Origin of the sequence: Caballeronia sp. AZ10_KS36 (assembly GCF_023631105.1) — a bacterium.
In the GTDB taxonomy this organism is placed as follows: domain Bacteria; phylum Pseudomonadota; class Gammaproteobacteria; order Burkholderiales; family Burkholderiaceae; genus Caballeronia.
Window position 1 is genome coordinate 48,714 of the sequence record NZ_JALQDQ010000045.1, and the last position, 25,765, is coordinate 74,478.

Consider the following 25,765-nt stretch of genomic DNA (forward strand, 5'->3'; position numbering starts at 1 on the left):
GGCAGCGTGAGAAAGCTCGAAACGGTGGCTATTTAGAGCGCCTTTCACCGAATTATCGGCGCGCTCTAGGCTGGAAGCGGAGACGAAGGCGGAAAAGACAAAGGCAACGCTATCCGGGTAGCGTTGCCTGAGGGGAACAGAGCAATTTTTTTGTCGAACAGCTAACGAGTCGCGCGACGTTTTTCCCTATCTCGACGACTGGAAGGACTCGGCAGCTTTCCACAGGAGACCTCCGAGGAGCGCAGCGACGGCGACCCAGTAGCCAACCAGGACCGGCAACGGGACCACCAGCACCGCGAACAGCGTTCCAGTGACAAGCAGCAGTCCATGGCCTGCCAGATGGAAAGATAAGGGACTCACAAAGCCCGCAGCCGACGCTTTGATCTTCCTGCGCGCCGCACCGTCAATGAACATGCCGACGGCGAAAAGAAGTGTTCCAACGATCCACATCTTCATCACCATCGCACGGAAGAGCATGCGGTACACCAGCAGCCAGAAGTTCTCGGTCCAGGTATGGGCGAACGATGAGAACCCGCCGTCGTCCAAGCCGCCTACCTTTCCAGAGGCATTCAGCGTACGGTGCAGCAGCCCGCTATCGACAAACGCACGGCGGAACTCGTTGTTGGCACTGCGCATCGCGCGGTCGACCCGGTCCTGCCCGACTGACTCAACGAGAGAATGTGTTTCCGCTTCCGGCACCTCGAATAGCTTACGCTCCGGGATCGCCGGCATCACCGCGATGGCTAGCACCGGCACGAGCAGAAACCACACCTTGATGTGCGAACCGAACCGGCTAGCCATGTAACACCTTGACTAGCATGAGGGCGGGCACCGCGACGATTGCCATCAGTCCGCCCCAAAACAGCGCCGGGCGGAATTCGGCGATTGTTGCCAACGCGTAGCACCGCGCCCCCGCGCCGTAAGTAAATTCCTCGGGCACGGCTGCGTTCACATCGCCGTCGAAGGCGGCGGCAGTGTCACGCGCCCGCTGAGCCGTGCGCGGCTCAACTCCCGACAGCTTCGCTATGATCGTAACGGTGAGCGACATCGTATTCCTCGAAGTAACGGCGGAAGGCTTCTCCTTGAAGCACGCGTGCGGCGAGCTGAAACGCGGCGGTGCGCTCAGTGATCTCGTCCGGGCAACGCTCATCGACCATCTCGAACTGGTACTCGAAGTGGCGCGCTTCGAACGCGGGAATTGCCTCGACCATCGGACACCACACCGACACCTTGTCGCCAAACCGCGCGACAAGCCGGCGAGCGTATAAGGCTTTCGATGGCTCGAATAGACCTTGCATGAAGGCGATATGCTGGTCGCCCGTGCGCTTCGCGCGCCGGAAGCCATCAAGCGCCGACTCAATCATCTCCGCGGCCAGCGGCCCTTTGTCTCCCATAAACCGCTCCCCGATGAAGTCGGCCACACGCGAGCACGCAAGCTCCAGCTCCGGTGCGACGTTGAAGACCGCAACCAGCCTGTGCGAGAGCTTGTGATCGCGAATGATGTTTTTATATGCAGCGGACATAACTTGTGTTTTAGCCTTCGATGATAGGAATTCGACCCTGATACACGGCACCGCCAGAGATGCGCATGAAGTACTGCAGATTCGGCAGACTGTGGAGCAGCTTCACGGGAATGAGCGGCACCTTCTCCAACTGAATGGAACGGGACTGCGAGCCACTGAATTCGAGCGCATGCGCCTCGGTCGTGGTATTGGTGCTGTTGGACACGTTCACCACGCGGATCGCAGTCTCTCCAACCTTGTCCGAGAACCACTTTGCTGTATCCGAGTCCTCTAGTCTAAGCACCACCTGATTGTTGAGGTTACCCAAAACCTGCAGCATTTTCGCTGCGTTTCCGAGTTTCGCCTCGAGGTCGGCGCGCGCCTGGAATGCGACGAACGCCTTGAACCCTGCTCCGCGTCCCTTGTTCAGGATTTGGATTACTTGCTCATTGATGGCCTCAGCGATCTCGTCGATGATGAGCACGACATCAGGCTTCTCTGCGTAGAAGTTGTAGATCGCGCCGCAGACGGCGGCGACGTCCGACAACGCCATGGACGCGATTGCCTTCTGGACGATGTTGTTCGACAGCGAGTCGAGTCCCATGTACAAGACCGCCTTCTGCTTGATGATCTTGTCGATGTCCCATATCTCGCGCTCATCCTCGAAGTCGTCCGCTTTCGGCGCGAGCATGAGGCCGGTTTCCCCGGTCGCCAGCATTTGTAGCAGCGGCAACGCGGACGCGATGATCTTCATGTAATGCTCGCGGTCGTGGGTGTGCGTGGCGATCAATCCATCGATCGTCTCGTGCCCCCGGTCGTGAGCGGCGAATCGGTCGAGATATAGCTTGACCATCCCGTCAATCAACGAAACGTCGTTGCGGCGCTGCGCGTCTTTTACCGTCGCGGTGACGGTCAGTTCTTCCCAATCGGTCAGGCCGTTCTCGATGAAGAATCGTCGCAGCCCACGGTCGAGCAGATTTCCAATGCCTGACTGTGCGTATTTCAGGATCGAGCGCAAGTTGGGCTTGTCGCCGACATACAGTTCGCCTTTCACCGCGCGGTCGATGAAGAGGAACGCGAAGTCACGGAACTGGCCTTCTTCCATCAACTGCGCGATGCGCGACGGGATTTCCGACGGCTGCGACCAGTTCTCGAGCGGGTTCAGGCGGATCGACTCATGCGGCTTCGCCTGATTGAAGTACAGGAACTTGCGCCCGGTGCGCGCACACTCCTTCTCTACGCGCTTCTTCCACTCGTCGTCGTTCTTGGGGTCGACGATGATCAGGACGTCTTTTGGGTTGTGGATCACCTGCGTGGAGATGACTTCGTAGGTGCGGGTCTTTCCCGCGCCAGTCGTGCCCGCCACCAGCGTGTGCCCGCCCATCGCCTTATAGTGAAACGGCACCTCGACCTTCTTCTGCTCCATACCGTGGATCCAGGACGATCCCTGCGGCATGCGATCGCGAATGCTGTCGCGCGGACCAAATAGCCGCTCGATGCGTTCCTCAACGGTCCGGCCAATCTCGGTTTTCGGCAACCACTTCGGCAACGACGGAATGTCGGTTACGGGCATCCGCAGGATTTCGTGGGCAATCTGCGTATGCTTCTGCGTCCACTCGTACCCGATGCCCAGATACATCGAGTCCGCTCTTTTCCGCATCGCGTTCTGCGTAGCAAGAAGCTTTTCGATGCGAATCTTGCTCAGCCATTTCGTTGAGATGGCCATGCGAAAGCTCAGTGCCTTCCATATCTGGAGCGCACGGATCGCGAGGAGCGCCGCACCGACTAACGCGAATGCCCATCCGTACGGCATTCCAGAGATCAGAATGCCAACGATGACGATGGGCCAAACGAGAAACGGACGAAACTCGTAGATCGGACGGAAGTGATTGACGTAGTTCATTTCGCGGGTCGCTCCACGATGAGACGGCCGGCGCGCTCGACAATGCAGATGTCATTGCCGTGTGCGCGCATGAGCAGGCTGCGCTTCTTGAGTTGTTCGACGAGCGTATCGCTCGTGATGCCGTAGCCACCGACGAGCCGCTTCTGAACGGCCAGCCCCTTCTCTTCCCACGTCACATTCGCCTTTCCCGTCGCCACGTCTCCAGCAAGGGCTTTGAAAAATTCTTTCAGCATTGCAGCGCCCGGCCCCAGGAGTTCAGTCAACTCTTCGTCGGAAGGCCCAACCCTGTTCGCATTGGACCGTGCGGGGCGGGCTGCCGCAGGGTCGACCGGTGCCGGGCGCGGCGCAGGCGCGCTCGCGCCGGTCGAGGGCTCAGCCGCGACCGCGCTAGCGGCCTGTGCTTCGCTGCGCTCCAACGCATCGAGCAACGACTGAGAGAATTTCGGCGCGGAGGCGGCCTCCTGCTGCTGCGCCGCCGCCGTTGCTCCAACAACGGCAGGTTGCGGGTCGGGAGTATTCGTCGACGACCCCGGCGCCGCGCCCCCGTACGGCGCACCGGGACTCGCCGGCGGCTGCCCCGCGTGCACGGCCGAATCGGCGGTCGCGGGGGCGGGCGCCGCGACGAACTGCGGCTCAAGCGCGAGCGCGACGTGCACGGCTGAGGGAACGTCGTACATCACGGGCGCAAAGACGGCGCGTTGCGCCTTGCGCTCGAAGTCCACCGCAACATCCATGGCCTGCCGCACCACCTTGTGGACGAGGGGTTCAAACCCCTGCGGGCTGCGCTCCGGATTGATTGCGTTGAAGAGGTCGTCGAGCACCGTGGTATCGAACCCGGAAAGCAGCTCGGGCATGATGACGGTCTGGGCAAACATGGCAGTGCGCATGCGCTCATTCTTCAGTGGCGTCACACGCCGCTCAACGGCGAACTGACCGGTTCCGATCCACGTGCCGAAGGCTCCGTGCGCCGCCGGATTCCACTTCGTGCGGTCCGAGAGCCGCACCATCTCAAAGTGACGAAACGGCTCATCAAGCAGCGAACAGGCAGCAGCCAAGAAGACGGCGTAGTTGTATTGCGGCTCCAGTCGCCGACGCTTATCTGACGTGAGGTCAGCCGCGAACTTCTGCCCGCCCGCGAGCCGCATCGCATAAAAGGTCGATTCGATCGTTGCGCGGAATGCACCGCCCGGCTCGCAATGCAGCTCGGGCGTGAGCGGCATCGACGAAAACCAGCTAGCACAGCGACGCAGCACAGACACCCACTTGCGTGCGAACTCCGTTTCCGTGCTTTCATTGGCGCACTGTCGAACCAATTCGATTCGCTTTTGGTGCGTGGCGAAAAGGTTTTCGATCGCAACGGCTTCGTGAGCGATTGTCATGGGATGAACTTGCTCGCCAGCTTAAGGGCACCGGTACCGGTTGCCGTCGCACCGCCACCGAAGATCGTTGCGAGCTTCGGAATCTCGAAGGACAGCAGCAGCACGAACACCGCCAGGTCGAAGACATACGCCCCGTTGACGGTGGTAGAGCCGCCCACGTGCGTCGCCTTGCTTACCGCGTCTGAGATGGACGTCCCGACAAGCTTTATCAGGACGGCCACCACAACGGTGTACATCCCCGCGCTGATCATCCAATCGAGCCACTTCTTGAAATAGCTGCGCGTGTACGACGAGAAGCCGAGCGCAATCGCAATCGGGCCAAGGACGATACCGACGGCGGCCTGAATTTGGCCAATCGCGGTGTAATAAACGAAGATGATCGAGGCGAGAACCATGACCAACCCCGCCAAGGCAAGAACGATGACATCGGTCAACAGCGCAGGAATGTCCCACAGCTTGACCGTCTTTAGCTTCGCCGTTAGCGCGTCGATGATGGTCCCCGCTAGAGAGGCCATCTGGGAGCCGACCGACCCGTTGTCGGAATTGCTGATATGTGCCGCCAACTGCTCAAACCACGTCCAAAAGCCAGCCGCCGACGACGTGTAGCCAAGGTACAAAGCGACGAAGATGCCGAGGATCGCCACTTCCTCGAACAGGTCGACCCACGCGGAAATCGGATGGTGCGTCCCGGCGAACCTCACTCCGACGAGAACTAGCGAGATCACCCCCAGGCCCCACGCGAACTTGTTGGCCTCGCTCATCACGCCCGAACTCGCATCCACTGCCGTCGTGACGACGTTGCCGAGCAGAACATGGATCTGCTGTGCGGCGCTGCTTGCCCCCTTGCTAAAGTCGCCCGCCTGGCTTGCCAGAAGTGCAGCCGAGCTAGTCGACGACGCCGGCACCGCGGGAGCCGCTTGTGCCATTGCGCGACTAGCAGTGAAGCCGATGCAGCAGATCACCGCCAGAAAGACGAGGAGTGACCTTAAAAGCGACATTGCTGAGCGCACCATCATTGCCCCAGCACCTTCGAAGAGCCGATCTGCGCGTCGAAAGCAGCACGCTCCCGGTCCTGTTGCGCCTTGAGCGCCGCCTGACTTGCATTGTTCGCCTGCTGGTCGGCGACCGTCGCCGAATCCTTGACCGCGTCGCTGCGCTGCTTTGCCGCCATCATCGTCAGAAGGTCGCTGTTCTGGCTGGAGATGATGTCGAGCATGTGCGTGGTCAGTTGAGCAGTTGCCTGCATCGTCGGCGACATATTCAGTTGGTCTTGAATTTCCTGACGGCGTTTCGCCAGCGTGCTGACGTGCGAGATCACGTCGTTGCCCTGCTGGAAGAGTTGCTTGGCCGTCCTGTCGTTGTTTTGAAGCAGCGTGTTTTGGTCGGTGAACCACTGTTCCGGCGTCTTGCCGGACTGAGTGATAAGCGCCTGGACTTTGCTTGCGTATTCCGCGTTGTTTTGCAGCCCACCGTACAGGTCCTTCAGCGCATCCGTGTATTTGGACAAGCTCGTAATGTCGCTGGTGATGCTATTGAACTGCGCCAGCATCGCTGCAGGATTCAGGTTGGTCGCCTGCTTCAACTGGTTGAGCATCATCTGGTACTGATAGACGAGGTTCGAATCCTGATAGACCTCACCCTTCACGGCGGCCGCCGCGGTCATCGTGTTCTGAATGAAGTTGGACGCGTCGAACACGGGCATGTTCGCGTTGGCGTGTTGCACGAATCCCAGCGTCAGAACGCCGGTGGCTGCGACGCAGCGGAGGAGTTTTTTCATCATGGCGATACCTTTATCTAATGCGTTCAAGCGTTGACGAGCACGTCGCGCACGTAGTCCTCCCGCCATTGCGGGCTGCCTGACTTCACGTGCTTGTCGAGGAGCGCCTGCGCGCGACCGTCCGAGCGCAGGTAGGCAAGTGCCTCCTTCGGGAACTGCGCCTGCAGCATGCGGCTCTGCTTGGCCGTCACCCACAGGTAGTCGCGGTTGGGCACCGCGTCGGAAATCATCTTGATCTGGTGCTGCGTCAGACCGAACACGTCGCTGTACAACCCTTGGTTGTTGATCGCGTCGCTGTTCGGCAGGTAGATGATGTTCGGGATGTTCTCTTTCAGGATCTCGAAGTTGGGCACGCGAGCCAACTGGCCAAGCGACTGCGTGGCCATCAGCAGCGCCGCGTTAAGCTTTCGGATCGTCACCGCCCAGATTTCGAGGCGCGCGTAGAACTTCGGGTAGGTGAAGAAGAAACCCGCCTCTTCGATCTCGATCACCGTGTAGCGCTTGCCGTCGAGGATCTGCGCGATCCGGTAGAACGCGTAGTCCATGAACAAGGCGGCGGCGACCGGGAAGTTCTGGAACAGGTCGCCCATCTCGATCGACAGGTCGTCCGAGATAGCGAAGCCGTCTTCGGCGTGGTCGAAGAACTTGCCGTTCTTGTTGCCCTCTGTCCACACCTGAAGGCGCTCGCGCAAATCGGCCGGCAGCAGCGTGATCAGGCCCGAGAGACGCCACTTCTCAGGCGGAAAGCCGAGCGCCAGCGTCCGGATGCGCTCGTAAATCTCGGTCTGCTGCTGCGGCGTGCAGGTATAGTCTTCGCCCTCGATGGCGAGTTGCACCCAGTCCGCGACGTACGACCAGTGCTTTTCCTCGCCGATGAGCGAGAGCGGATTGACCGAGGTTGCGGCCTCAAAACGCCCGGTCGCATCGATGAACCGGCCACCAGCGAGCAACGTGGGAATGCGCGTCGAGCGGTCTTTGTCGAAACGGATGCGCCGTGCGCCGTGGCGCCCGGTCTGCGTCATCAGGTAGTTCAGGAACACCGACTTACCCGCACCGATTGGGCCGACGACCAGCGTGTGCGCCTTGCCGCCGGGATGATGCAGGTCGAAATACTGGAGCGTGCGATGGCGGGTCGGCAGGCACGTGAGCGGGCCGGTTTTCGTACCGGACTGCTGCGTCAGCCATTCATTGACCTTCGAACCCTCGCCCACGCTGCAGAGCGGCGCGATGTCGGAGACGGCAGGCGTCTCAACGAACTGCAGGCGCTTCTGCTGGTCCCAGCGGCCCGGCAGCGTCGCGCTCCACGAGGCGAACAGGTTCGTCCTTTCGAGGATCACGCCAAAGCCCGCGTTGCCGATGACGCCGACCACCTGACGCGTCGCGTCCTCGCACTCCTCAGGCGTGCCCCCATAGACGACCACCGAAATATTAGCGAAGCCGTACTGTTGACCCTCGGCGTCGAGCTTCGCGAGCGCGTCGCCGGCTTCCTTCGCAAGGATCTCGCGACCTTCGTCGTTTTTCTGCTCTTCCTTCGTTGCCCACTGCTTCAGGATCGCGACCGGATTGAAGGCCGCGACCTTATAAAAGCCGCGTATCTTCTTGATGTACGCGCTCGCCCGCGAAGTGTCGAGGAACCGGAACATCACACAGACGTCCAGTTCCGCGTCCACCTGGGAGAGCACGTCGAGCGCCGCTTCTTGAAAGCCCATCCATTCCTTGATGCCGATGACGCGGGCGTACACCTTGCCGTGCGCCGATTCGAACATCAGCTCGGTCGCGCCGATGGTCACTTCCGTTTCGGTCAAATGCGTATCAAGCATCGTGACCGGGTAGCGCACGCGGCGTTTCGGCGTCGACGGATTCGCTCGCTGATGCAGGAACGAGAGCACGTTTTGAAGCTGAAGCCGCTTCATCTTCAGGCGCGTAACGCCGCCGACAAAGCCGTCGATCACGGACTCAAACCGCTTAATCTCGTTCTGGATCTTCGTCAGGTCAAAGGCGAAGGCGCTGCGCGCGAGAATCGTGTCTTTCGCGGCTTCAAACATCGCGACGGCGAGATTCTTGCCGCCGACCGTCATGTGATAGCTGATCTTGTCGAAGATCCGCGAAATGCCGGTCTCGGGCGTGAAAGCGAGCGCCAGCGAATGCGAATTCTTGAAGTATCTGCCGCTGCCGATGATCGCCTGATTGATCGCGTCGACGCGCGCATCGGCCTCCGACGCGAACGTGCCTTCCATGCCGCCGCGCACGCGCCGGTGTGACATCCGCCACCACGCGGTTACCCGGTGGTCGAAGTTCCGGCATGCATGGTCCAGGTTGTCGCGCGCGGCCGTAATGTCACCGGGATTCGGCGAATCCGCGTCGATCCCTTCGAACTCGAACACAGTCAGGAGCGACCCGTCCTTGTTGAGCACCAGTTCGGGCGTGACCATCGTGGCCCACGGCGCGATTTCTTGCACCGCGCGCTTGGTGAACATCATCTTCAGCATGGAAGGTCCTGATCAAACCCATACGGGCGCTTGAAGCGCGCGCTAAAACGGCTGCTCGGCCCCGGCTCATAGACGTCCGGGTAGCGGTTGTACACCAGCATCACGATTCGCCACCACGGGTCAGTCGAGCTTTTCCAGCGCAAGAACACATGCACCACCACGCCGACAAGGAGAAACCCCGGCGTCCAGCTCGTGTAGGTGAGCAGCGCCGTCATCGTCCCGTTGAAAATGGCGAGTCCCCGGTCTGCCCCGCCCATCTGGCGCGGCAGCGAAAGGCCCCGACTAACCTTGTGTTGACGCATATCAGCAGGCGTTGGCCATGTGGAAGTGGCTCTGCATGATCGGAACGGCCACCGAGGCGATACCGAGGCCGACGAGCACCACCGAGAAGGTCTTCGCGATGTTGCTTTCCGAATTGGCCACCGCGACGCCGCCCAACGTGATGAGCACGATGCCGATGCCGTAGAGGTACGGGCCGCTGATCAGGTTGCTGATCGTGCAGATGATGTCGGTGAGGCCCGTCAGGTTCGAAAAATCGCCCGCAGCCATTGCCGCAACCGACACGACGCTCAAAAGTGCGCCGACCAGCATGGACTTGCCCGGACGCAGACGCTTTGCCACCGTCGCGGCTCTGTTGAGTACCTTCTTGCCCTTCATTTGATGCTCCCGTTAAAAAACGCGTTGTAGGTCGTAATCGTTGTTTTTGAATCCCCTAATTTCGAGGATTTCGGAGACGTGCCGCATCTCGCCTGTGCGCTTGAAATGCACGACGTAGTTGAAGCAGTCAGCGATGTTTTTGCGCATGTCTTCCAGCTCCCACCGCGATCCGGTCGGGATGCCGAGCATGGCGAGCGATTCGAGGCGGCTCAGCGCCGTGCGCCCGTTGTTTGCGTGGATCGATGCGAGGCCGCCGTCGTGGCCAGTGTTCAGTGCCTGCAGCAGGTCATATGCTTCGCCGCCCCGGACTTCACCAACGATGATGCGGTCGGGGCGAAAGCGCAGGCACAGCGCAACGAGCAGCTGTGTCGTCACGTTCGTGTCGGCATTGGAGAGCAGCCGCACGCGGTTGGGCACGTGCAGCTTCAGTTCCATCGTGTCCTCGATGGAGATCACCCGTTGGTCGGACGGGATCTGCTCAATCAGCGCGTTGAGGAACGTCGTCTTGCCTGCGGACGTGCCGCCGGCGACGAGGACGTTCTTGCGTGACTGCACGAGCGCGACGAGCGCGCGCATGAGCGCCTCGTCCTCGATGCCTTCCTCAAAGTGAATGGCTTCCGCGAACTCCGGCCGAGCATTCGCCGCAGAAAACGCCCCCATGCTCACGTAGTCCGAAAGCGTCAGCTTCGACTCCCGATGCTTCCGGATGCTCAGCGCGTGCCCGTCGATCGACGTCGGACTCATGACCGCTGCGATACGCAGGTTTTGATGGCCCGCGTTGATGATGCCTTTGTCGCTTCCCGCCTTCGCCGACTTCTCGACGGACGAGGCGAGGGAATGAATTGCGCCTTCAAGCTGTTCCGGGCGCAGGTCGACGTTCTCCCGCGTCATCACGCCCCGACGCTCCACCCAGACGTTGCGGTAGTCATTGATCATGATTTCCGCGAGGTCAGGCGCATCGAGCAGCTCGCGCAGCGGCGAGAGCGCATGGAAAAACATGCGCACGGCTTCAGCTTCCAGCGGACGCAGCTTCAGGAGTGGGTTATCGACAGACTCGGACATGCGATGCTTTGTGGGCTATCTAACATGTCGGCTATTGTTGGCGTTGGCAAACGCGCGCAGGCATCGAAAGAGGCGTCAAATTAAGCAGCTTTCTCCGCGACTGCAGAGATATCTTCGGGGGCTGTTACGAAAAGGACCCGCCGATTCTTTCGCTGAGGGCGTCGACCAACGCTCTCCGGAGAGCGTCCCACTGCACTTCTCAATTACGTTACGTCACTGAATTTAAAGCAAAAAAGGCGTGTTACAAAATGAGCCGGATATTCACACCCCCCTTAGTCGGCTCACCTTTCGCATTGTGAGACGTTGCGGTTGACTGGCGTTACCGATCCGGCTTGCTATATTTAACCTTTCCGCCATTAGTCCTCGGCGATGCGCGTTGGAAAACCAGTCAAGCCTCTTCCTCACCCCAACTGCGACTACTGCGGCACGCCCGCGACGCTCGTGCACGCCGGTAACGACGCCTACCCCTATCGCGACGATCACGGTCCGTTGTGGCTTTGCGCGGACTGCCAGGCGTGGGCCGGCGTTTTTCCGCGCAGCACCCGCCACGTACCGCTAGGCCGTCTCGCTGACGCCCGGCTGCGCGACCTAAAGGCGAAGCTCCATGCGGCGCTCGAACCGTTGGTTGCCGCGAAGGTCCGGCGCGATGGCTGCAATGTGTTTGAGGCGCGCGCCAAAGCAATGAAATGGCTGGCGGCCGAAATCGGGGCGGATGCGGAGAAGTGCTCGATCCATACGCTCGGCGCGGACCAATGCGAGCGTGCGATCGCTGTCGTTGAGGGTTTCCAGCGCGCTCGCACCGCTAGCCCTTCAGAACCGGCGTCGGAAGATCGTTAACACTGACAGCCAATCAAACGTTTGCTATGTCTCGCACCCTTCCGTTCCAGCGCTCCTCTCAGGCCGCCCGCGCGCGCCTTAACAAAGCGCAACTGCTCCCGATCCCGCGTTCCGTTGCCGATGAGCTCGCGCTTTGTGCCCACCTGTCATTGGAAGCCATCCGCGGCGACTGTGACCATATCGGCCCGGCGCAGCACATCACAGAAGTCGTTTTGCTCGGCAAGTTCCTCAGCGAGGCGGGTCACGGCGAGTTTTCTCACGAATCGCTGCTGGCGGCCGACCGAGCAATGGCTGAAGTGTTCGAAGGCGGCAGGCAAACCGGAACGTGGGGTGTCGCCTCCGACGCCGCCTTTGCGCTGCTGGCTGCGATCGTCAGCATGTACGATCGTCAACTCCATAGCGCGACGCTCGGCGCGCTAACCACCGCAAGCGACCGTTTGGAAAGGTTCAAAGGCGGCGAGGCTTACCAGCCGCTGCAGAAACGCCGCGCGTGAAACTCGCGCGCAGAAAAAAAGCCCGGCAATTTGCCGGGCTTTCGTTTTTCAGGGAATGCCCGGCCAAAGCCGGGGACTAGCAGATCACCTCCATCGTCTCGCCAAACGGCGCCTTGCGAGCGCGCGTCAAAGGCGTGGTCGATGCCCACAGCACCGGATAGTGCGGCGCGACGGTCGGAAAGCGCCCCACCATATCTGTCAGGTAGACCAGAAAGGCGGGGGTCATGTCGTCTTGCGCGACCCGGTTGAACGGATCGACGAACGCCGTCCCGCCACCACCACGCACGGGCTTGATCTCCGGCGAGTCGCCTCGCTCGAAGATCTGCACCTGCGTGACGCGCGTGTCGCAATCCATCACGATCAAGCGCGCGGGCTTCAGCGAGTGGAAAACCGCAAGGATCTCCGCGTCGAACTGAGCCTGCGTCTCGTCGAACACCGAACCGCTGGAGTCACGCACGAAGACCGCGTCGCCGATCGCCGGTGTATGCAGCGCGGGCAGATAGAACCCGAGATGCAGATACCGGCGGTTAGGCGTCGCGAAGCTGTAGTCCGACGGTGACGACTGCTGCGCGAAGCGATGCAGCACCGCGCGCCAGTCCACCACAGGCCGAACCGCTTCCCCGGCCATCGCCTGCAGATCGCCGGGGAGCTTGCCGCGCATCGCGGCCGCTTTCGCGGCTTGCGTGACGGCAACCTTCCACTCCGCCTCCTTTACCGGCTTGTCCGGACCTTTGTAGGGCCGCACTTCGCCAAAAGAGCCGGGTTTCGCTGGCTGATCGGCGGGCGACTGTCCCGGAGCCGTGCCGTTCTGGCCACCAGGCTTCGGAGCCTGCCCGCCGTTCGGCTGCTGCTGGTCTTGCTGACCCGGCTGAGGCTGCTGCGGCTGCGGCTGCTGCGGCTGCTGCCCGTTCTGAGGCTGCTGGTTCTGCGGTTGTTGCTGATTCGGCTGCGGACGCTGTTGTTGCTTTTCCTTCGCCTCCTGCGTCAGCAAACCGTAGATCTCCTCGGCCGACTTGCCCGTATAGCGCGGATCGACGAGCGCCCCTTTCGGCAGAACCATGCCCGACGACAGCACGATCGGGTTGATCGCGTAGTCGCAGGCATCATTCCATCGATCGGGATCGCGCGCGCCCTGCCGCCAGCAGTGACCATTGGCCACGTGGAGCACTTCGTGGGCGACAACACCTCTGACTTCGAGGTCGCTGAGCGTTTCCATATACGTCGGGTTGTAGCCCAACGTCTCGCCGTCGACCCAGAACGTCTTCGCGGACGGGTCCTCGCGGACATTCAGCCGGAGCGCGAGCGCCCCGAAGAATGGTTGCGAGAGAACGAGCTCGGTTCGCTGCCGGGCAATGCGCGGATGGACCGCGCTACTACCCAGCACAACATCGTTGCGGTCCATGACGCCCCCTTACGCGACGAGGCGCAATTGGCTTGCACCCGCCGATTCGACTTCCATCGGCTCCGGCTGCATGCCCATGAACGCGGCCATCAGCCCTTCAATCTCCTGCGCCTTGCTGGCCACCTGAGAACGAAGCACGCGCGAGTCCTTCAGTTCCGCGCCCGTATGCACGGCCAGATGTGTCTTGGCCTGCTCGAGGATGTGCGTGAGCTGCGGGTCATTCGCGAAGTTGAGCTTCGGCAACAAGGCGCACAGTTCTCGCACGTTGTTTGCCACGTCCAGTCGGACGTTGCCGGTCGCGTACAGGCGGTTAGCCATCTGCGAGACAGCTTCGTACAGACGCCGCACTAGGTCCTCGTTCGCGGTCGCAATCGAGGCCAGAACGTGCTGGTCCAACTCGCTCTTGAGCGTGTTGAGCACGTTCGCCGGAAGCTCGACGCCGAACTGGCTCGCGTCGGGAAACGGCAGAACGGCCATCTTCACGCCGAACTTCGTGGTCAGTTCAGCGAGGGTCGGATAGTCCGCCTCGTTGAAAAGTCCGTTCAGTTCTTCGCGAGCCGCTTCCTTGAGATTCAGGTAGTCGGTGAGGAACACGGAGACCGCCAAGTCGAACTCGTCTTTCAACGAGCGCATCTTTTCGGCGAAATCCATGTAGACCATCGTCGGCAGCAGCCGCACGCCCAACTGGTCGTACTTCAGCGTGTGGTCGTAGAAGTACGAGCGGATGCGGCCGGCGAGCGTCACGACTTCTGCGAAGCTCGGCGCGTGCTCGGGCAACAGGCGTTTGTTGAATCTGCCGATGCCCTTCGCATGGTGCTTGCTTTCGACTTCCTGCGTCACCTTGCCGTCGAAACGGCGGGCGACCCAGGTCGAAATCGTGACGGAGCAGAGCATGACCTTCGATTGAATGGAAGTGATGTCCATGTGAAAACCTCGTAGAAATGGAATGGATGAAGCGAAGAAAAAGGCCCTGTGCGTCCGAAGACACGACAGGGCCAACATGGGTGAGGCTGAGAAAGGGGTATTGCGTGGTTACTCGCCGCGGATGATCTTGCCGATCTCGCCGCCTTGCGCGCCGATGAACGCATACGAGTTCTGGATCTGCGGCGAGCGCTGGACAGCGTCTCGCACCAGCAGCGCCGCAAACTCGCGATGCCCTTCACCGATCAGACGCTCGGTGTAGCGCACGACGCGATCAAAGTTGTTTTCGTTCGCGCGTGCCGCAAGCGCTGCCGCAATCGCGTACAACGCCGCCGGCATCGTCGGGATCATCGCCGTATCGGGCGCGAGAAGAATCGCGTCCGGATTCGGCAGTTCGCGGAAGACCTGGAGGAAGCCAACAAGCTCGGTTGCGGCACCCTCTCCCACCGAACCGGCGTAGGAGATGTGCTCCAGGTGCTTCGGCACGACATCCATCGTCTTTGCGACGAACCCCCAGCTACGCGGGCTCGGTGCATTCTCGATATCGCGCGACGTCTTCTGCACGGACAGCAAGTCCGGACGGAAGCGCAGGAACGCGATGAGCGCGGGCGGGATGTTTTCGCGCACGGCCCACTGCGTCCAGTCGTCGATCGTCGGTTCGAGTTCCACCACGGTGGCGAAACGCGAGATCACCGGATCGAGAATCCCGGAGACACCAGCGTTGTCAGTGCGGCGGTTCGTGGCCGCGAGGAAAGTGACCTGCGGTGGCAGCACGTGTTCACCGACGCGCCGCGCGAGTAGCAACTGCATCTTCGCGGCTTGCACGGCGGGCGAGGCCTGTCCAAGGTCGTCCAGGAACCAGATCAGCGGGCGTCTGGCGGTCATCGCGCGTTCCAAATCCCCGAACGGCAGGAACTTGGCGGTCGTGCCATCGGGCGAGGGAAACGGCAACCCTTTCGAGTCGGTCGGATCCTCGACAACCGGGTGGCTGATGAGCAGTTCGTGATCAGTCGCATGCGCGGTCTGTTCGACGATGTCGCTCTTGCCGATGCCGGGGCGGCCAGTGATGAGCACCGGCAGGCGCTTCGGCACGTACAGCGAGAGGAGTTCGGTGAGTTGAGCGGGCGTGACTTTCATGATGGCTTCCAAAGAGGAGCCCCATAAAGACTACGCCCGTAGGGACGTGGTCCCTTAGGGGCAAGATATGAAAAAGCCGGCTCGTAGCCGGCTGGGTCGATGCGTCAGTGACGCGGGTGATAGATGCAGTGTAGGCGTCGAGCGGTCAGGCAATTCGTGGAAAGGTCACTATTTCGCATCGTCTTAAGCTTTGGCGCTGGCGCAACTGACGAAAAAAAACCCGGCACGTAGCCGGGTTCGTCGAAGGTGAATTAGCTCGCGCGCTGTTCGAGCGCCACGCGCGCGTAGGCGAGCGTACCGTCGTTTGCACGAAGCGATACCTGCAACTGCCGCACAGGATCTGCGAGCGCGTAGCGCACGCTCGTCCCCTGCCGCAGGCTGACGATCTGCGAGAAGCCGTCGGCGATCGTGCGATCTACCCACTCCGCACCGGTCAGCACCACGCCGTCTTTCGCGCGAACGCGCGACATCTCAGCCGCTTCGCGAGCGCGAGCGACCTCGCGGGCGACGCGCCTCGCCTCACGTTGAGAAACCGACAACGCCTCCCACTCTGCTTGCTGCGCGGCGTCCATACCTGCCAGTTGAAAAATGCCCCGGCGCCGAGCCGCGGCGCGAACGCCGATGAGCTTGATCCCGAACACCTCGCGCACCGCTTGCTTGCTCGCGCGGTTCGCATCGTCGGGCCGGTCCAGGATGCTTAAGAGATAGGACATGTCGGCCGTCTGCACTGCCTTCGCAAACTCGTTGGCGAAAGTGTGCGTGTGCCTGCCGTGATCGAGAATCGCCAGTTGCGAGTCCAGTTGGAAGCGGCGGGCGCTGATGCTGCCCGACTTCCGCGCCTTCTCGAGTTCCGTTAGCCGGTTGTCACGCGCGCTGTCGGCGAGCGTGCGCCGCAGTACCTCCGCAAACTGGCAGGTCGGTAGGCCGACATCGACGGGCTTCAGGTAGGCCTCAGGCAAAGGATGCGCTTCGAGAATGCCCTTCGCGTACAGCAGGTCGTCGACTTCGACCGTCGTTGGCGAGTTCGGCACGAGACCCATCAGCATCGCGAGCAGCGCCGCATTGTCAGAGGTGATGGCCCGCTTCGAATGGCGCATCACCGTTGCGAGCGGCACGAGCTTCGCGAGCGGCAACGCACCACGCAACTCGGGCACCGCGAGAAGCGGCTTGGCCCATTGCAAGTCCGAATCGAACTTCGACAACGAAGCGTAGTCATCGATGACCGCTTGCGGAACGGGCTTGCCCGCCGCGAGCGCGTAGGCGACATGAACCTCGTGCCGACCATTGCTCTGCCGGTTGTCGAGGACCGGGCCCGCGTAGCGAAAGCCGAACCGACGCTCGGACTCGTCCTGCAGCAGCTCGAAGAGGTCCAGCCCGCGACTGCCGCTCTTAGCCGCCTCTTCGTTGGCTTGCGCGATCTGGTCAGAGGAGAACAAATACAGCGGCTCGCGCGCCAGATCAAAAGCCAGATAAAGCAGTTGCCAGTGCTCGCGCCGGATTTGCCACGCTTCGAGCGCGGCGAACGACGGTCTGAAGTAGGTCGCGTCGATCTCGTCGATGAGCGACAGGAAGAGGCTTGTCGCCGTTCCGGGCCGACGAACGGTCAGCGTGCCGTTATAGCGAGTCACGGATACGGAGTGGCTGACGAACGTGAGCGAAATCTCTGCCGCGTCGACTGCTGCGACGTCCGCGTCTTCTCGCAGGAAACGGAGCGCTTCGAGCATCGTACGGAAGGAATGGGCGGAGCCCGAGAAGGAAAGCTGGTACATGGTCGATTGCCTTTGAAAAATTGCGGGCAATCGCTCCCTGTCGGGTCGATGCCCGGCAAGGGTTAAATGCGCCGAATGGGCGCTGGACGAAGTTGAAAAGCTATTAGGCCGCGTCGATTAGACGGGCGATAAGACGGGCGAGCGACCACGCGTGGTCAGTCGAAAACACCTTCGCGCGGAGCAACGGCATGATCGCGTAGGTGCGGTCGAGCGAGTCGCTAAGCTGAGGTCGGCTGACGAAGTCCACATGAACGATCCACCCTTCCGAGTTGCCGATGCACACAGACACGGAAATCCGGTCGTGTGACGACGGCTCGGGCCACGGTCTGCTGTGGCGCGCTCCGTACATGGCTTCGTTAGCGTCGTCCTGCAGGTTCGCGTGACAAAGCCACTCGGGTTCCAGCTCCGTTCCGCGCACGAAGCGGCAGAGGTCCTGGAAGACCTGATCGACCGTTTTGCCGTCGGTGTTGAGCCGCGCGACTGACTTAACATCGACTACGCCATCGGCGGCAACACCTGCCGGCAGCACATCCGCATTCGCTTGAGACATAACCAATCCTGAAAATGAAAAGCGCGCCCGAAGGCGCGCCAGAAAAGGGAAACGGTAAAAAAAACCGCACCTCGAAAGGTGCGGTTTCGTCTTTGGACTCAGCTTGCGCCGTGTCGAATCACTTGCCCCAATCGCGTTCGCGATCGGCTTTGCGGCCGTTGTTGGAGGTCCAGATGAAGAAAGCCGAAATGACAATCGACATCGCCAAAACGAAGATTCCTGTGGACATATTTATTCTCCTTCCATGCTCCAAATTCCTGCGTACCATAATAGCACTCCCGCGACAGCCAGAAATCCCGGCAGCACGAATGCGTCCCACCCCTGCCCAAGCGCGGCATGCCATGACGCGGCGGCACCGCCAATCGACGCCGCCGAAAGCGTATGCAGATAGCGCCCGTTCTGCTGGCGCTGTTCTTTTGACGGCACGGCTATCGAGTGAAGGATTTTCCCGAGTCCGGCGCCATGTTCTACGGGCATCGAGACGCTGTACTCCCCACTAGCAGCAGCTACCGGCAGCACAAAGCCCTTGTACTGGAGACTAAACGATGGAGAACATTCCGACTGCTCCATCGTTTCCATGAGCCCCAGTACCCGCGGAGCCAAATAGACACGACCCGTGAGCGGGTCGAGGCTAACGCGGTCCACGATGGTCGTACCGGAGCTGTACTCGATTTTCACCTTCGCAAGCTTCATCGACGACCTCCGCACTTCAGATCGATGCCGCCAGCCAACCGCAGGCCGTCCAGCATCGCTCGATAGCCCGCGGGCGTTTCGAGTTGCGTCAGGGCGACGTGGTTCTCGCCACCGCCCGTAAGGTCGGAGCGGCCGCGCCGGGTTCTGAAGCACAGCGCGACACCTGAACCGCCTTGCCGCTCGAGCACGTCGACAAACAACGTCTCCGTGCGCAACGACACCCGTACCGCAGAACTGCCGCGACGCGTATCGGCGACGATCTCGTGCGCATGCGCCGGAAGACGCAAGTCATGGGCGACGCGTCGCAGAACGCGCGCCGCATGACGTTGCAGAGCCGCTTTCGCGCCGGCATTGGCACTACTGCGGTCCGCATAGAACACTCGGGGAAATTTCATGATTGCCTCATTGCAGACGAGGCGGGTCCCTTGCGGGGAGCCTGCCCCGCAAGGGTTGGCGCGGTTTTCACCGCGCTATCAAGATTGTCGGTCCCGCTAGCGACCGGGCTTTAATGAGTGATCCGGTAGCCGGACCCATTCGAGATGAGAAACACCTGCTGACCCGCAGCGAACTGCTGATCGTCGACCTGCGTGACGACCACCGTCTGACCGTTGGCGCGACGAAGGAAAACTTCGACACCGCTGTGCCGAGACATAGCGGCGCTTACGCGTTGAGCCACCAACCCGGAAACCGAGCCGGAAAGCGCGCCGGCGATATAGCGGCCGCTACCGTTGCCGATGACTTGCGAGCCCAGAAAGGCACCCGCTGCTGCACTGACGATCGATGCAATGCCCGACGAGCCGGAGCTGCTCTCGATTGTGATCGCACGCACGCGCAGGATGGTTGCCTGCTCGAACTGGCCGATGCGTTGAACGTCGTAGCGCTGGTAGGTATCCGGCGAGCCGAAGTCCGCCGTGGCGCAGCCAGTCAGAACCGAAAGAAGCATCATGGAACAGAAAAACTTGATCATGGATCACCTCGATTAAATGTGAGGCAATCCATCCCCGAAGGGGCTGGTTTGCCCCAAAGGGAAGAGAAACGGGAAATAGGCAGGGAAAAGCTACGTGAGTCAGTGGGTGACCGAGGCGATTGCCGTCGAGACGTACACAACGACAACGAGAAACGACAGCATCTTCCAGGCTTCGGCGTCCTGCTTGGCGTACCAGGTGAGGCTGCTGAGAGCGTGTTTGAGCATCGGGAACATGGGCAACTCCTGAAAAGGTAGGAGCCGCCCTCGATGGGAGGCTCCCATCAAGGAAGTTTGGACCTGAAGAAACGGCGTCCAGCGAACTGCACTGGACGCGTCATTTACGAAGACCTATGAGGCGGTATGGCTGAGGTGATGCAGTCTGACACGACCACTTTGCACCAGATGCCTTTCGGCTTGATGGTTGAGCGAATAGTCCCAATCCACCATTGCCGTGCCGTCGCTCCACACCGAATGAATGCGTCCGGTGTAAAGCTGCGGCGGGCTGGCCTCGACGTCTTGACCGACCACACGCTGATTGCCATGAAACCGCTCTTGCTGGAAACTTTGACGACAGGTGCGAAATTGCAAGACATAGACAACTCCAAAAATAAAGGGAGCTGTCTCCCGGAGGGATAGGCTCCCAACGGGACGAAAAAAGGCGACCAACGAGGGTCGCCAGAAGATCGCCGTCATTGACGGCTGGAGAGAAGATGGTCCTCCAGCACGCTGGAGGGGTAGGTCGATGCGCAAAAGCGCGGGGAATGGAGCCAGTCTACGGAGTCGGCCGCGTAGTCGGCATCGGAAAGCTCAAGGATTTGCTATGCCTTTCGCTCAAACGTGACGGGACGACCGGGGCCGCTGACCACCGGACCTCGTATTAATGACGTAAGCCAGCGGCACGCAGCGAGGATGAAAAAAAGCGCCTGCTCCATTTCTGAAGCGGCGCTTGAAAGTCCGTCGCAAATCCGAGGGCCGTCGACGAACCTGAGAGAGAGGCCATTCTAGCGGTCGACATCAAAGCCCATGCGTTGAAAAGGTCGCAAAAAACGTCTTGATTCAAAATAAACCGCGTTTTCAACGACAGGAAGCGAAGGCGGATGCGGACGCGCAGGAGCTCCCCGACGAAGCGCGCGAGGTGCGAATGGGGGCTCACGGCGCTGGTGACTGCCCTCACTAGGGCGAAGAAAAGGCCACCCAGAGACGCGCCCTGGATGGCCTCAGTTTTTCTTGTTTTGTTTTGTCTGGTCTCTCAGCACCCTTATTAGCGGGTAACGTCAATATAGACTGACAAATAAGAACCGAACTGTTGGATAAGCCACTTTTCTGTCTCACGAGGACTTTTTCTTGCGCATCGGGAAGTGGCAACTAAGCTATTACTGCGTGTCATCTTGGCTGTAGGCGCGCGCTGTTGTAGATCCCATCCATTAGCCCGCTGTCGCTCGCCGCGACGCGGGCTTTCTTTCGGTCGCTCCTCTGAAAGCCCCGCGCAGCTTGACTTTGCGCTGTAGCTGCGAAGATGAATCATCTACTCCGATTCTTCTTCGACCATGCTCCAGACCATCGATTTGTCCTCGCTGCGCACTGCCCGCCCGTCCTTCCATCCTGCGCGTGCGCGCGATGTCGCGCTGACTCCGGAGGTGTCTGCGCTGCTCGCCAGCGATGCGGTCGTCGCTATTGGAGTGAGTGGCGGCAAGGACAGCGTTGCATGCGCGCTCGCCGTCGCTCGCCATCTCGATGCCATCGGCCACAATGGCCCGCGCATCCTGGTTCATTCCGACCTCGGCCGTGTTGAATGGAAGGACAGCGGTCCGGCGTGCGAGCGGCTTGCCGCCCATCTCGGCTGGGAACTGCTCACGTTGCAACGGCAAGCCGGTGACATGCTGGCCAGATGGGAGAAGCGCTGGTCGAATAACGTCGAGCGGTATCGCGATCTGTCCTGCGTGCGCCTGATCCTGCCGTGGAGCACACCGTCGATGCGTTTTTGCACCTCAGAATTGAAAGGATCACTAATTAATTCGGCCTTGAACAAGCGCTTTCCGACCCACAACATCGTCAGTATCACCGGCGTTCGACGTCAGGAAAGCAGCGCTCGCAGCAAGATGGCTGTCGCGGCCCCGCTCGCTCCCCTGTCGACCAAGGGGCGCACCGGTGTGACGTGGAATGCGATCATCGAATGGACCGTCGACGAAGTCTTCACCGAGATCGCTGCGGCCGGACTGGCGCTGCACGAGGCATACACCGTCTACGGTGCGTCGCGCGTGTCGTGCGCCTACTGCATCATGAGTTCGCTCGACGACCTGCGCGCCGCGGCAAGCTGCACCGACAACCACGACGTCTACCGGGAAATGGTGCGACTGGAAGCTGAATCGACGTTCGCCTTCCAAGGACAACGGTGGTTGGCCGACGTCGCGCCGCACATACTGTCGCCTGAACTGGCGGCCGACGTCGCCCGTGCTAAGGCAGCGGCCATCGAGCGCCAAGCCATCGAGGCCAAGATTCCTGCGCACCTGCTTTTCTCGTCCGGCTGGCCGACCGCGCGCCCGACGCCCGACGAAGCGGAATTGCTCGCGAGCGTGCGCCGCCGCGTCGCCCAGACAGTCGGCATCGAGGTCGGCTACACCAGCGCCGCCGACGTTATGCGCCGGTACGACGAACTGCTGGCACAGCGGCAAGGCGCGCCTTCGTCTGCCGACGCAAATGCCACCGAAGCCGCAGCCGCGTCAGTCCCGGCGCAAGCGAGCTTCGCCTTCTAGCGGGCGAAAAAAAACCACGCCCCGAAAATTCGGGGCGTGGCTTGATCAAAACAGCACTAGGCGAGACACAGCGAGAGCTGAACGTCCGCCGAAAAAAACGCGGGATCTGGCGCGGCGCCTTCACGCGCCACGGGGACTTCCCACTGGAGTTGCGCATCGCTGAAGGAATCGAGGCCGTACAGCAGCCGGTCCGTGTCTTCGCGATTGAGCAAGTCGCCGAACGCAAAGCTGAAGACAGCCGGCGCACATGCGTCCTGAGCCACAACGCCGAGCGTTCTCGCAAGCTCGTCTGCGCGGCGAACCTTCCACTCCTCGGTGCCCTCGGGGGCGCGCGTCACGGTGATGCGCGTCGCCGACGGCACCTGCGGGGCGTTGCTCACCGCGTCGCGGAACGCTGGAATTGCCTTCTTGGCGAACCCCGGCGTTTCCATTTCAACCGGATAAGCGACTTCGGTGATGAAGGAGCCGACCGCGCTGTATTGCCAGCCAGCGTGACGCCACGGCGCAGCACCCATTGCAACCAACACACTGTGCTGATCGATGGAATGACACCGCACCTCGGGCATCCGCTCCATCGCCGTCTTCGTTGTGGACGGTACCGGCACCTCGATCTGCGTGGTGCCACAGTCGTACTCCTTGAGCACACGCCACACGCTGAGCGGACCGCTGCTCCCGTAAATGGACAGCAGCAGGTCGATGTCCGCGTGCAGCGAAACGCTCAAGCTGCCGGCAACCAACTCATCGATGCGAGACTCGAACCCCGCCCGGATCAACGACAGCCGGACATCGTCCAACTGCGACTCAGGCACCGCCGAGTAACACGAGGAGCCGACCGACAAATCGATCGCCCGATCCCGAAGCAGCGTGGGCTTGGCAAGCTCACTTCTCCAGCTGGCGATGTAATTTTCAGGCCGGATTGATCCATTGCGGCTCCGAAGCATCCCGCCTTCGCAACTGGTCGCATGCGAGAAGATGCGGCGCATGACCTGCGCATAATTGCCCAGCGCCACGGCCGACCAGCGGTCGGTATGCGGATAGACGTTCGACTCATAGCCACGCTCGAACAGCGCGTAGATCCACTCGCCGTCGGCCTTTTGCATTGCGCCGGCGCGCTTGCCCGTCAAAATCGACGAACCCATGTTTTGCTCCAATTGATAGCGGAGCAGCCCCAACGGGCTGCGCACCCGCTGGGATGTGAAATAGGATAGCCGACCCCTTGCGGAGGTCGGCAGGATTGAACAGCGACTTATTAGGCAGCGAGCTTCGCCTTGCGGCTCTTCCTCGCTTTCTTCACAGGCGGCGTCGGGACTTCATATCCAAAGCGCGCCCACGCGTCCGCATCCAACGGAATCGGATTTGTGCGCCCCGTTGCGAGGTTCACAAACACGCCCGAGAACGGCACTGCGCCAGTCCGAAACATGGTCCAAAGCATGTTGAACGCTTGGACCGCGATGGCCTGGTTGATGACCAGCGACTGCTTGCGCAGCGCCTCGGCCATCGAACAAGACGGGGTCTCGTCTTTCGCATCGAGCTTCGCGTCAATCAGTTCCGGAAACAACTCGCCCACATGCGGCAGCCGTTCAGGATGCTTCAGCGCGTAACTCTTGCCACAGACTTGACCAATGACGACTTGGCCGCGATTCGTGTCGTTGCCGCAGTCGAGGTAGTACGCGCCCGTATGCTGGGCGGCGCCAACAATCGCGGCCCGAGCGGCGCGCGTATCGACGCAGCCGATCACGAGATCGACGTTGTAGAGCGGTTCACCCGGGCCAAACCGCCGGGTTTCCGCCCGCCAGTTCGTGCCCATCAGTGCGTTTAGCCGATTGACGATAAGCGAGGCTTTGTACTCGCCCACGTCGTTCGGATAGAAGCCCTGCCGGCCGACGTTGGTCGGGCTGACGGTGTCGTCGTCAAAGACAGTGCAGTCGATGCCGCCCGGGTGACCAAGTTCCAGCATCGCGTGATGCAGCCGCGCCAAGCTCGGGAGCACCGCACTTCCGGTACCGCCCGCGCCTACTACGACCACATTCCAGCTTCGCTCAAGCATCCGCGAAGGAAGTTGATGTCGGATGATCCCGTTCATGCAACCTCCTGCGCGCGAGCCGCCGCGTACCAACTGCTCGGCACGCGCTCGACGTTCTCGAAGATACCTTTGGCGCACAGCCGCATCGCCATACTCGGCACCGAGGACGCGCAGTTGCCGACGACGAAGGCGAACTTCGTCTCGTGTCGGTCATCTTCGTTGTCTGTCGGCGAAAAATACGCGGGATGCGCGCCATGCGAATGGCAGTCGATCACCCGCAGTTCGCTTGGCAGAAGACCCGGCCGCTCGTACCTCAGCGACCCGGTCTTCTGCGACAGCACCTTCACACGCGCGAGGCGAAACTCCTTCGTCTCGACGTTCCAGACGATCCACGCACCGGTTTCCAGCGGATGCGCGGCGCGCGCCATCGCGACGAACTCGCCGATCAACTCGGGCGGCACCGCACCACAGCGCAACTCGGTCGACTCGGCCACTTTCCCATAGGGGATCGCGGTCGGAACCGTGTAGTGCGCAATGCGGCGGACGACCGAGAGCCACGGCAGATCGATTTCTAGAAAGACACCGTTCTCGCCGATCAGCAGCCGCTCACCGGCCGCCTGCATCGGCACGACCGGCTCACGCCGGGGCACCATGACAGTCGGAAACGAGCGTTGAAGCGCGGCATCGGCAGGATTCAAAGCACCAGCATTCATCATCGAACTCCTTGTTTGCCGGCGATCAAGTCAGCGAGGGTAAGGTCCATAGGGACGAGCACGTCTTTCGGGAATTGCTCGCCGTACTTGCCGTCGAGCATTTCCTTCCAGAAAGCGAACTCGCCATTCGGATGCGAGACACGTTTGTTGCCGTGGTTGGGGTGTGTGAAGGCCGATTCGAAGAATCCGCTCTCCCATCCGCCGATCGAGTCGATGTCGATCCGCTTAGGCACATGCGCCGAGCCGATGCAGATCCGCCCCCAGTCCCAGGTGTTGAAGTAAGGCGGTTCGTGCAGCTTCGATTCAGGCGTTGGCCGGCTGTCTTCCTGCAGCGCGAACACGGAAAACCCGCTCGAAGCTGCACGGAACACCAGCCCCGGATGCGGGACGACCGCACTGCGCCGCCCGATCTCGTGACAATCGAAGAAGACTCTTCGCATCGCCGGTCTGCACCACCACATCACAGCCTCTTGCGATACCGAGAGCACCGTCTCAGGCAGAAACTCGGCCTTAGGCGCCGCGTTCTGACCCAGCTCGCGCAGGCAATCGACAAGCGCCATGCGGTCGATCGGCCTTCCGGCACCGATCGTCGCCCGGCCGCTTTTGCCCTGCGTCACCGGATGGACGGTGCCGTAGACAGCGCTGCGGTCCTGACGGCCGTACAGCAAGATGGCGCTGATCGCCGCGAGTTCGTCGACGCGGTCGGAGCCAATATCAAGCCCTTTCATACAAAACTC

At 61.2% G+C, this 25,765-nt stretch carries 28 protein-coding genes; 3 read left to right on the forward strand and 25 right to left on the reverse strand.

The features are described 5' to 3' along the window. Positions 1–186 precede the first annotated feature (186 nt). Genes NCR35_RS27520 through NCR35_RS27570 form a run of 11 tightly spaced genes read right to left on the reverse strand, consistent with a single transcriptional unit; the run spans position 187 to position 10,769 of the window. Positions 187–801 carry an IncC plasmid conjugative DNA transfer DtrJ family protein gene (locus NCR35_RS27520; protein WP_250537082.1) on the reverse strand — a complete coding sequence of 205 codons (615 nt, stop codon included), beginning with the start codon at positions 799–801 and terminating at the stop codon, positions 187–189. Next, positions 794–1,048 carry a hypothetical protein gene (locus NCR35_RS27525; protein WP_236572880.1) on the reverse strand — a complete coding sequence of 85 codons (255 nt, stop codon included), beginning with the start codon at positions 1,046–1,048 and terminating at the stop codon, positions 794–796. The genes NCR35_RS27520 and NCR35_RS27525 overlap by 8 nt, the downstream gene beginning before the upstream one ends. After that, positions 1,005–1,523: a hypothetical protein gene (locus NCR35_RS27530; RefSeq protein WP_053572914.1), complete on the reverse strand. Its 519-nt coding sequence runs from the start codon at positions 1,521–1,523 to the stop codon at positions 1,005–1,007. The genes NCR35_RS27525 and NCR35_RS27530 overlap by 44 nt, the downstream gene beginning before the upstream one ends. A 10-nt stretch (positions 1,524–1,533) precedes the next feature. Next, positions 1,534–3,405 (reverse strand): conjugative transfer system coupling protein TraD, encoded by a 1,872-nt coding sequence (gene traD, locus NCR35_RS27535; RefSeq protein ID WP_159838916.1) that lies wholly within the window; start codon positions 3,403–3,405, stop codon positions 1,534–1,536. Continuing rightward, complete coding sequence (locus NCR35_RS27540; protein WP_250537083.1) at positions 3,402–4,784, reverse strand: TraI domain-containing protein; 1,383 nt, start codon at positions 4,782–4,784, stop codon at positions 3,402–3,404. Before NCR35_RS27540 ends, traD begins: the two co-directional genes overlap by 4 nt. Then, positions 4,781–5,800, reverse strand: a complete 1,020-nt coding sequence (locus NCR35_RS27545; RefSeq protein ID WP_250537084.1) for a type IV secretion system protein — start codon at positions 5,798–5,800, stop codon at positions 4,781–4,783. The genes NCR35_RS27540 and NCR35_RS27545 overlap by 4 nt, the downstream gene beginning before the upstream one ends. Continuing rightward, the gene (locus NCR35_RS27550) at positions 5,797–6,564 is read right to left on the reverse strand and encodes a TrbJ/VirB5 family protein (RefSeq protein WP_250537085.1); all 768 of its coding nucleotides are present in this window, start codon (positions 6,562–6,564) and stop codon (positions 5,797–5,799) included. The genes NCR35_RS27545 and NCR35_RS27550 overlap by 4 nt, the downstream gene beginning before the upstream one ends. 23 nt (positions 6,565–6,587) lie before the next feature. Continuing rightward, entirely contained in the window at positions 6,588–9,050 is a 2,463-nt protein-coding gene (locus NCR35_RS27555; RefSeq protein WP_250537086.1) for a VirB4 family type IV secretion system protein, read from the reverse strand. Beyond that, positions 9,044–9,307, reverse strand: a complete 264-nt coding sequence (locus tag NCR35_RS27560; protein WP_053572942.1) for a conjugal transfer protein — start codon at positions 9,305–9,307, stop codon at positions 9,044–9,046. Before NCR35_RS27560 ends, NCR35_RS27555 begins: the two co-directional genes overlap by 7 nt. A gap of 46 nt (positions 9,308–9,353) precedes the next feature. After that, positions 9,354–9,707 carry a hypothetical protein gene (locus NCR35_RS27565; RefSeq protein WP_035967777.1) on the reverse strand — a complete coding sequence of 118 codons (354 nt, stop codon included), beginning with the start codon at positions 9,705–9,707 and terminating at the stop codon, positions 9,354–9,356. A 12-nt stretch (positions 9,708–9,719) separates the two neighbouring features. Then, positions 9,720–10,769 carry a TadA family conjugal transfer-associated ATPase gene (locus tag NCR35_RS27570; protein WP_061138251.1) on the reverse strand — a complete coding sequence of 350 codons (1,050 nt, stop codon included), beginning with the start codon at positions 10,767–10,769 and terminating at the stop codon, positions 9,720–9,722. 369 nt (positions 10,770–11,138) lie between these two features. On the opposite strand from NCR35_RS27570, the gene NCR35_RS27575 reads away from it, so the two are divergent. Together NCR35_RS27575 and NCR35_RS27580 are read left to right on the forward strand one after the other, a co-directional pair. Further along, positions 11,139–11,606 (forward strand): zinc-finger-containing protein, encoded by a 468-nt coding sequence (locus NCR35_RS27575; protein ID WP_250537087.1) that lies wholly within the window; start codon positions 11,139–11,141, stop codon positions 11,604–11,606. A gap of 26 nt (positions 11,607–11,632) precedes the next feature. Then, complete coding sequence (locus tag NCR35_RS27580) at positions 11,633–12,100, forward strand: metallophosphoesterase family protein (protein WP_250537088.1); 468 nt, start codon at positions 11,633–11,635, stop codon at positions 12,098–12,100. A gap of 76 nt (positions 12,101–12,176) precedes the next feature. Here the strand turns inward: NCR35_RS27580 and NCR35_RS27585 are convergent, their stop codons facing one another. The 10 genes from NCR35_RS27585 to NCR35_RS27625 all read right to left on the reverse strand — a co-directional run bounded on the left by NCR35_RS27585 (position 12,177) and on the right by NCR35_RS27625 (position 20,232). Next, positions 12,177–13,502 carry a vWA domain-containing protein gene (locus NCR35_RS27585; protein WP_250537089.1) on the reverse strand — a complete coding sequence of 442 codons (1,326 nt, stop codon included), beginning with the start codon at positions 13,500–13,502 and terminating at the stop codon, positions 12,177–12,179. A 9-nt stretch (positions 13,503–13,511) separates the two neighbouring features. Beyond that, positions 13,512–14,426 carry a hypothetical protein gene (locus tag NCR35_RS27590; protein ID WP_045463797.1) on the reverse strand — a complete coding sequence of 305 codons (915 nt, stop codon included), beginning with the start codon at positions 14,424–14,426 and terminating at the stop codon, positions 13,512–13,514. A 108-nt stretch (positions 14,427–14,534) separates the two neighbouring features. Then, a complete protein-coding gene (locus NCR35_RS27595) occupies positions 14,535–15,560 on the reverse strand; it encodes an ATP-binding protein (RefSeq protein ID WP_250537090.1) in 1,026 nt (341 codons plus the stop codon). A 251-nt stretch (positions 15,561–15,811) separates the two neighbouring features. Next, positions 15,812–17,329 carry a hypothetical protein gene (locus tag NCR35_RS27600; RefSeq protein WP_250537091.1) on the reverse strand — a complete coding sequence of 506 codons (1,518 nt, stop codon included), beginning with the start codon at positions 17,327–17,329 and terminating at the stop codon, positions 15,812–15,814. Positions 17,330–17,432: 103 nt separating this feature from the next. Next, positions 17,433–17,879: a hypothetical protein gene (locus NCR35_RS27605; RefSeq protein ID WP_250537092.1), complete on the reverse strand. Its 447-nt coding sequence runs from the start codon at positions 17,877–17,879 to the stop codon at positions 17,433–17,435. A 231-nt stretch (positions 17,880–18,110) separates the two neighbouring features. Further along, positions 18,111–18,572: a hypothetical protein gene (locus tag NCR35_RS27610; RefSeq protein WP_250537093.1), complete on the reverse strand. Its 462-nt coding sequence runs from the start codon at positions 18,570–18,572 to the stop codon at positions 18,111–18,113. Continuing rightward, entirely contained in the window at positions 18,569–18,952 is a 384-nt protein-coding gene (locus NCR35_RS27615) for a hypothetical protein (protein WP_250537094.1), read from the reverse strand. The genes NCR35_RS27610 and NCR35_RS27615 overlap by 4 nt, the downstream gene beginning before the upstream one ends. A gap of 125 nt (positions 18,953–19,077) precedes the next feature. Then, positions 19,078–19,539 carry an outer membrane lipoprotein gene (locus NCR35_RS27620; RefSeq protein WP_250537095.1) on the reverse strand — a complete coding sequence of 154 codons (462 nt, stop codon included), beginning with the start codon at positions 19,537–19,539 and terminating at the stop codon, positions 19,078–19,080. Positions 19,540–19,638: 99 nt separating this feature from the next. Beyond that, positions 19,639–19,773, reverse strand: coding sequence for a hypothetical protein (locus NCR35_RS29950; RefSeq protein ID WP_284503349.1), 135 nt, complete (start codon positions 19,771–19,773; stop codon positions 19,639–19,641). A gap of 114 nt (positions 19,774–19,887) precedes the next feature. Continuing rightward, on the reverse strand, positions 19,888–20,232 hold the full coding sequence (locus NCR35_RS27625) for a hypothetical protein (protein ID WP_250537096.1): 345 nt from the start codon (positions 20,230–20,232) through the stop codon (positions 19,888–19,890). Positions 20,233–21,086: 854 nt separating this feature from the next. On the opposite strand from NCR35_RS27625, the gene NCR35_RS27630 reads away from it, so the two are divergent. Then, positions 21,087–22,292 carry an adenine nucleotide alpha hydrolase family protein gene (locus tag NCR35_RS27630; protein WP_250537097.1) on the forward strand — a complete coding sequence of 402 codons (1,206 nt, stop codon included), beginning with the start codon at positions 21,087–21,089 and terminating at the stop codon, positions 22,290–22,292. A gap of 56 nt (positions 22,293–22,348) precedes the next feature. Here NCR35_RS27630 and NCR35_RS27635 read toward each other — a convergent pair whose 3' ends face one another. From NCR35_RS27635 to NCR35_RS27650, 4 genes are all read right to left on the reverse strand, one after another. Next, on the reverse strand, positions 22,349–23,431 hold the full coding sequence (locus NCR35_RS27635; RefSeq protein WP_250537098.1) for a hypothetical protein: 1,083 nt from the start codon (positions 23,429–23,431) through the stop codon (positions 22,349–22,351). Positions 23,432–23,541: 110 nt separating this feature from the next. Next, positions 23,542–24,375: a PRTRC system ThiF family protein gene (locus NCR35_RS27640; RefSeq protein WP_250537099.1), complete on the reverse strand. Its 834-nt coding sequence runs from the start codon at positions 24,373–24,375 to the stop codon at positions 23,542–23,544. After that, positions 24,372–25,028 carry a PRTRC system protein A gene (locus tag NCR35_RS27645; protein WP_250537112.1) on the reverse strand — a complete coding sequence of 219 codons (657 nt, stop codon included), beginning with the start codon at positions 25,026–25,028 and terminating at the stop codon, positions 24,372–24,374. The genes NCR35_RS27640 and NCR35_RS27645 overlap by 4 nt, the downstream gene beginning before the upstream one ends. Then, positions 25,028–25,756, reverse strand: coding sequence for a PRTRC system protein B (locus NCR35_RS27650; protein WP_250537100.1), 729 nt, complete (start codon positions 25,754–25,756; stop codon positions 25,028–25,030). The genes NCR35_RS27645 and NCR35_RS27650 overlap by 1 nt, the downstream gene beginning before the upstream one ends. Between the last annotated feature and the right edge of the window lie 9 nt (positions 25,757–25,765).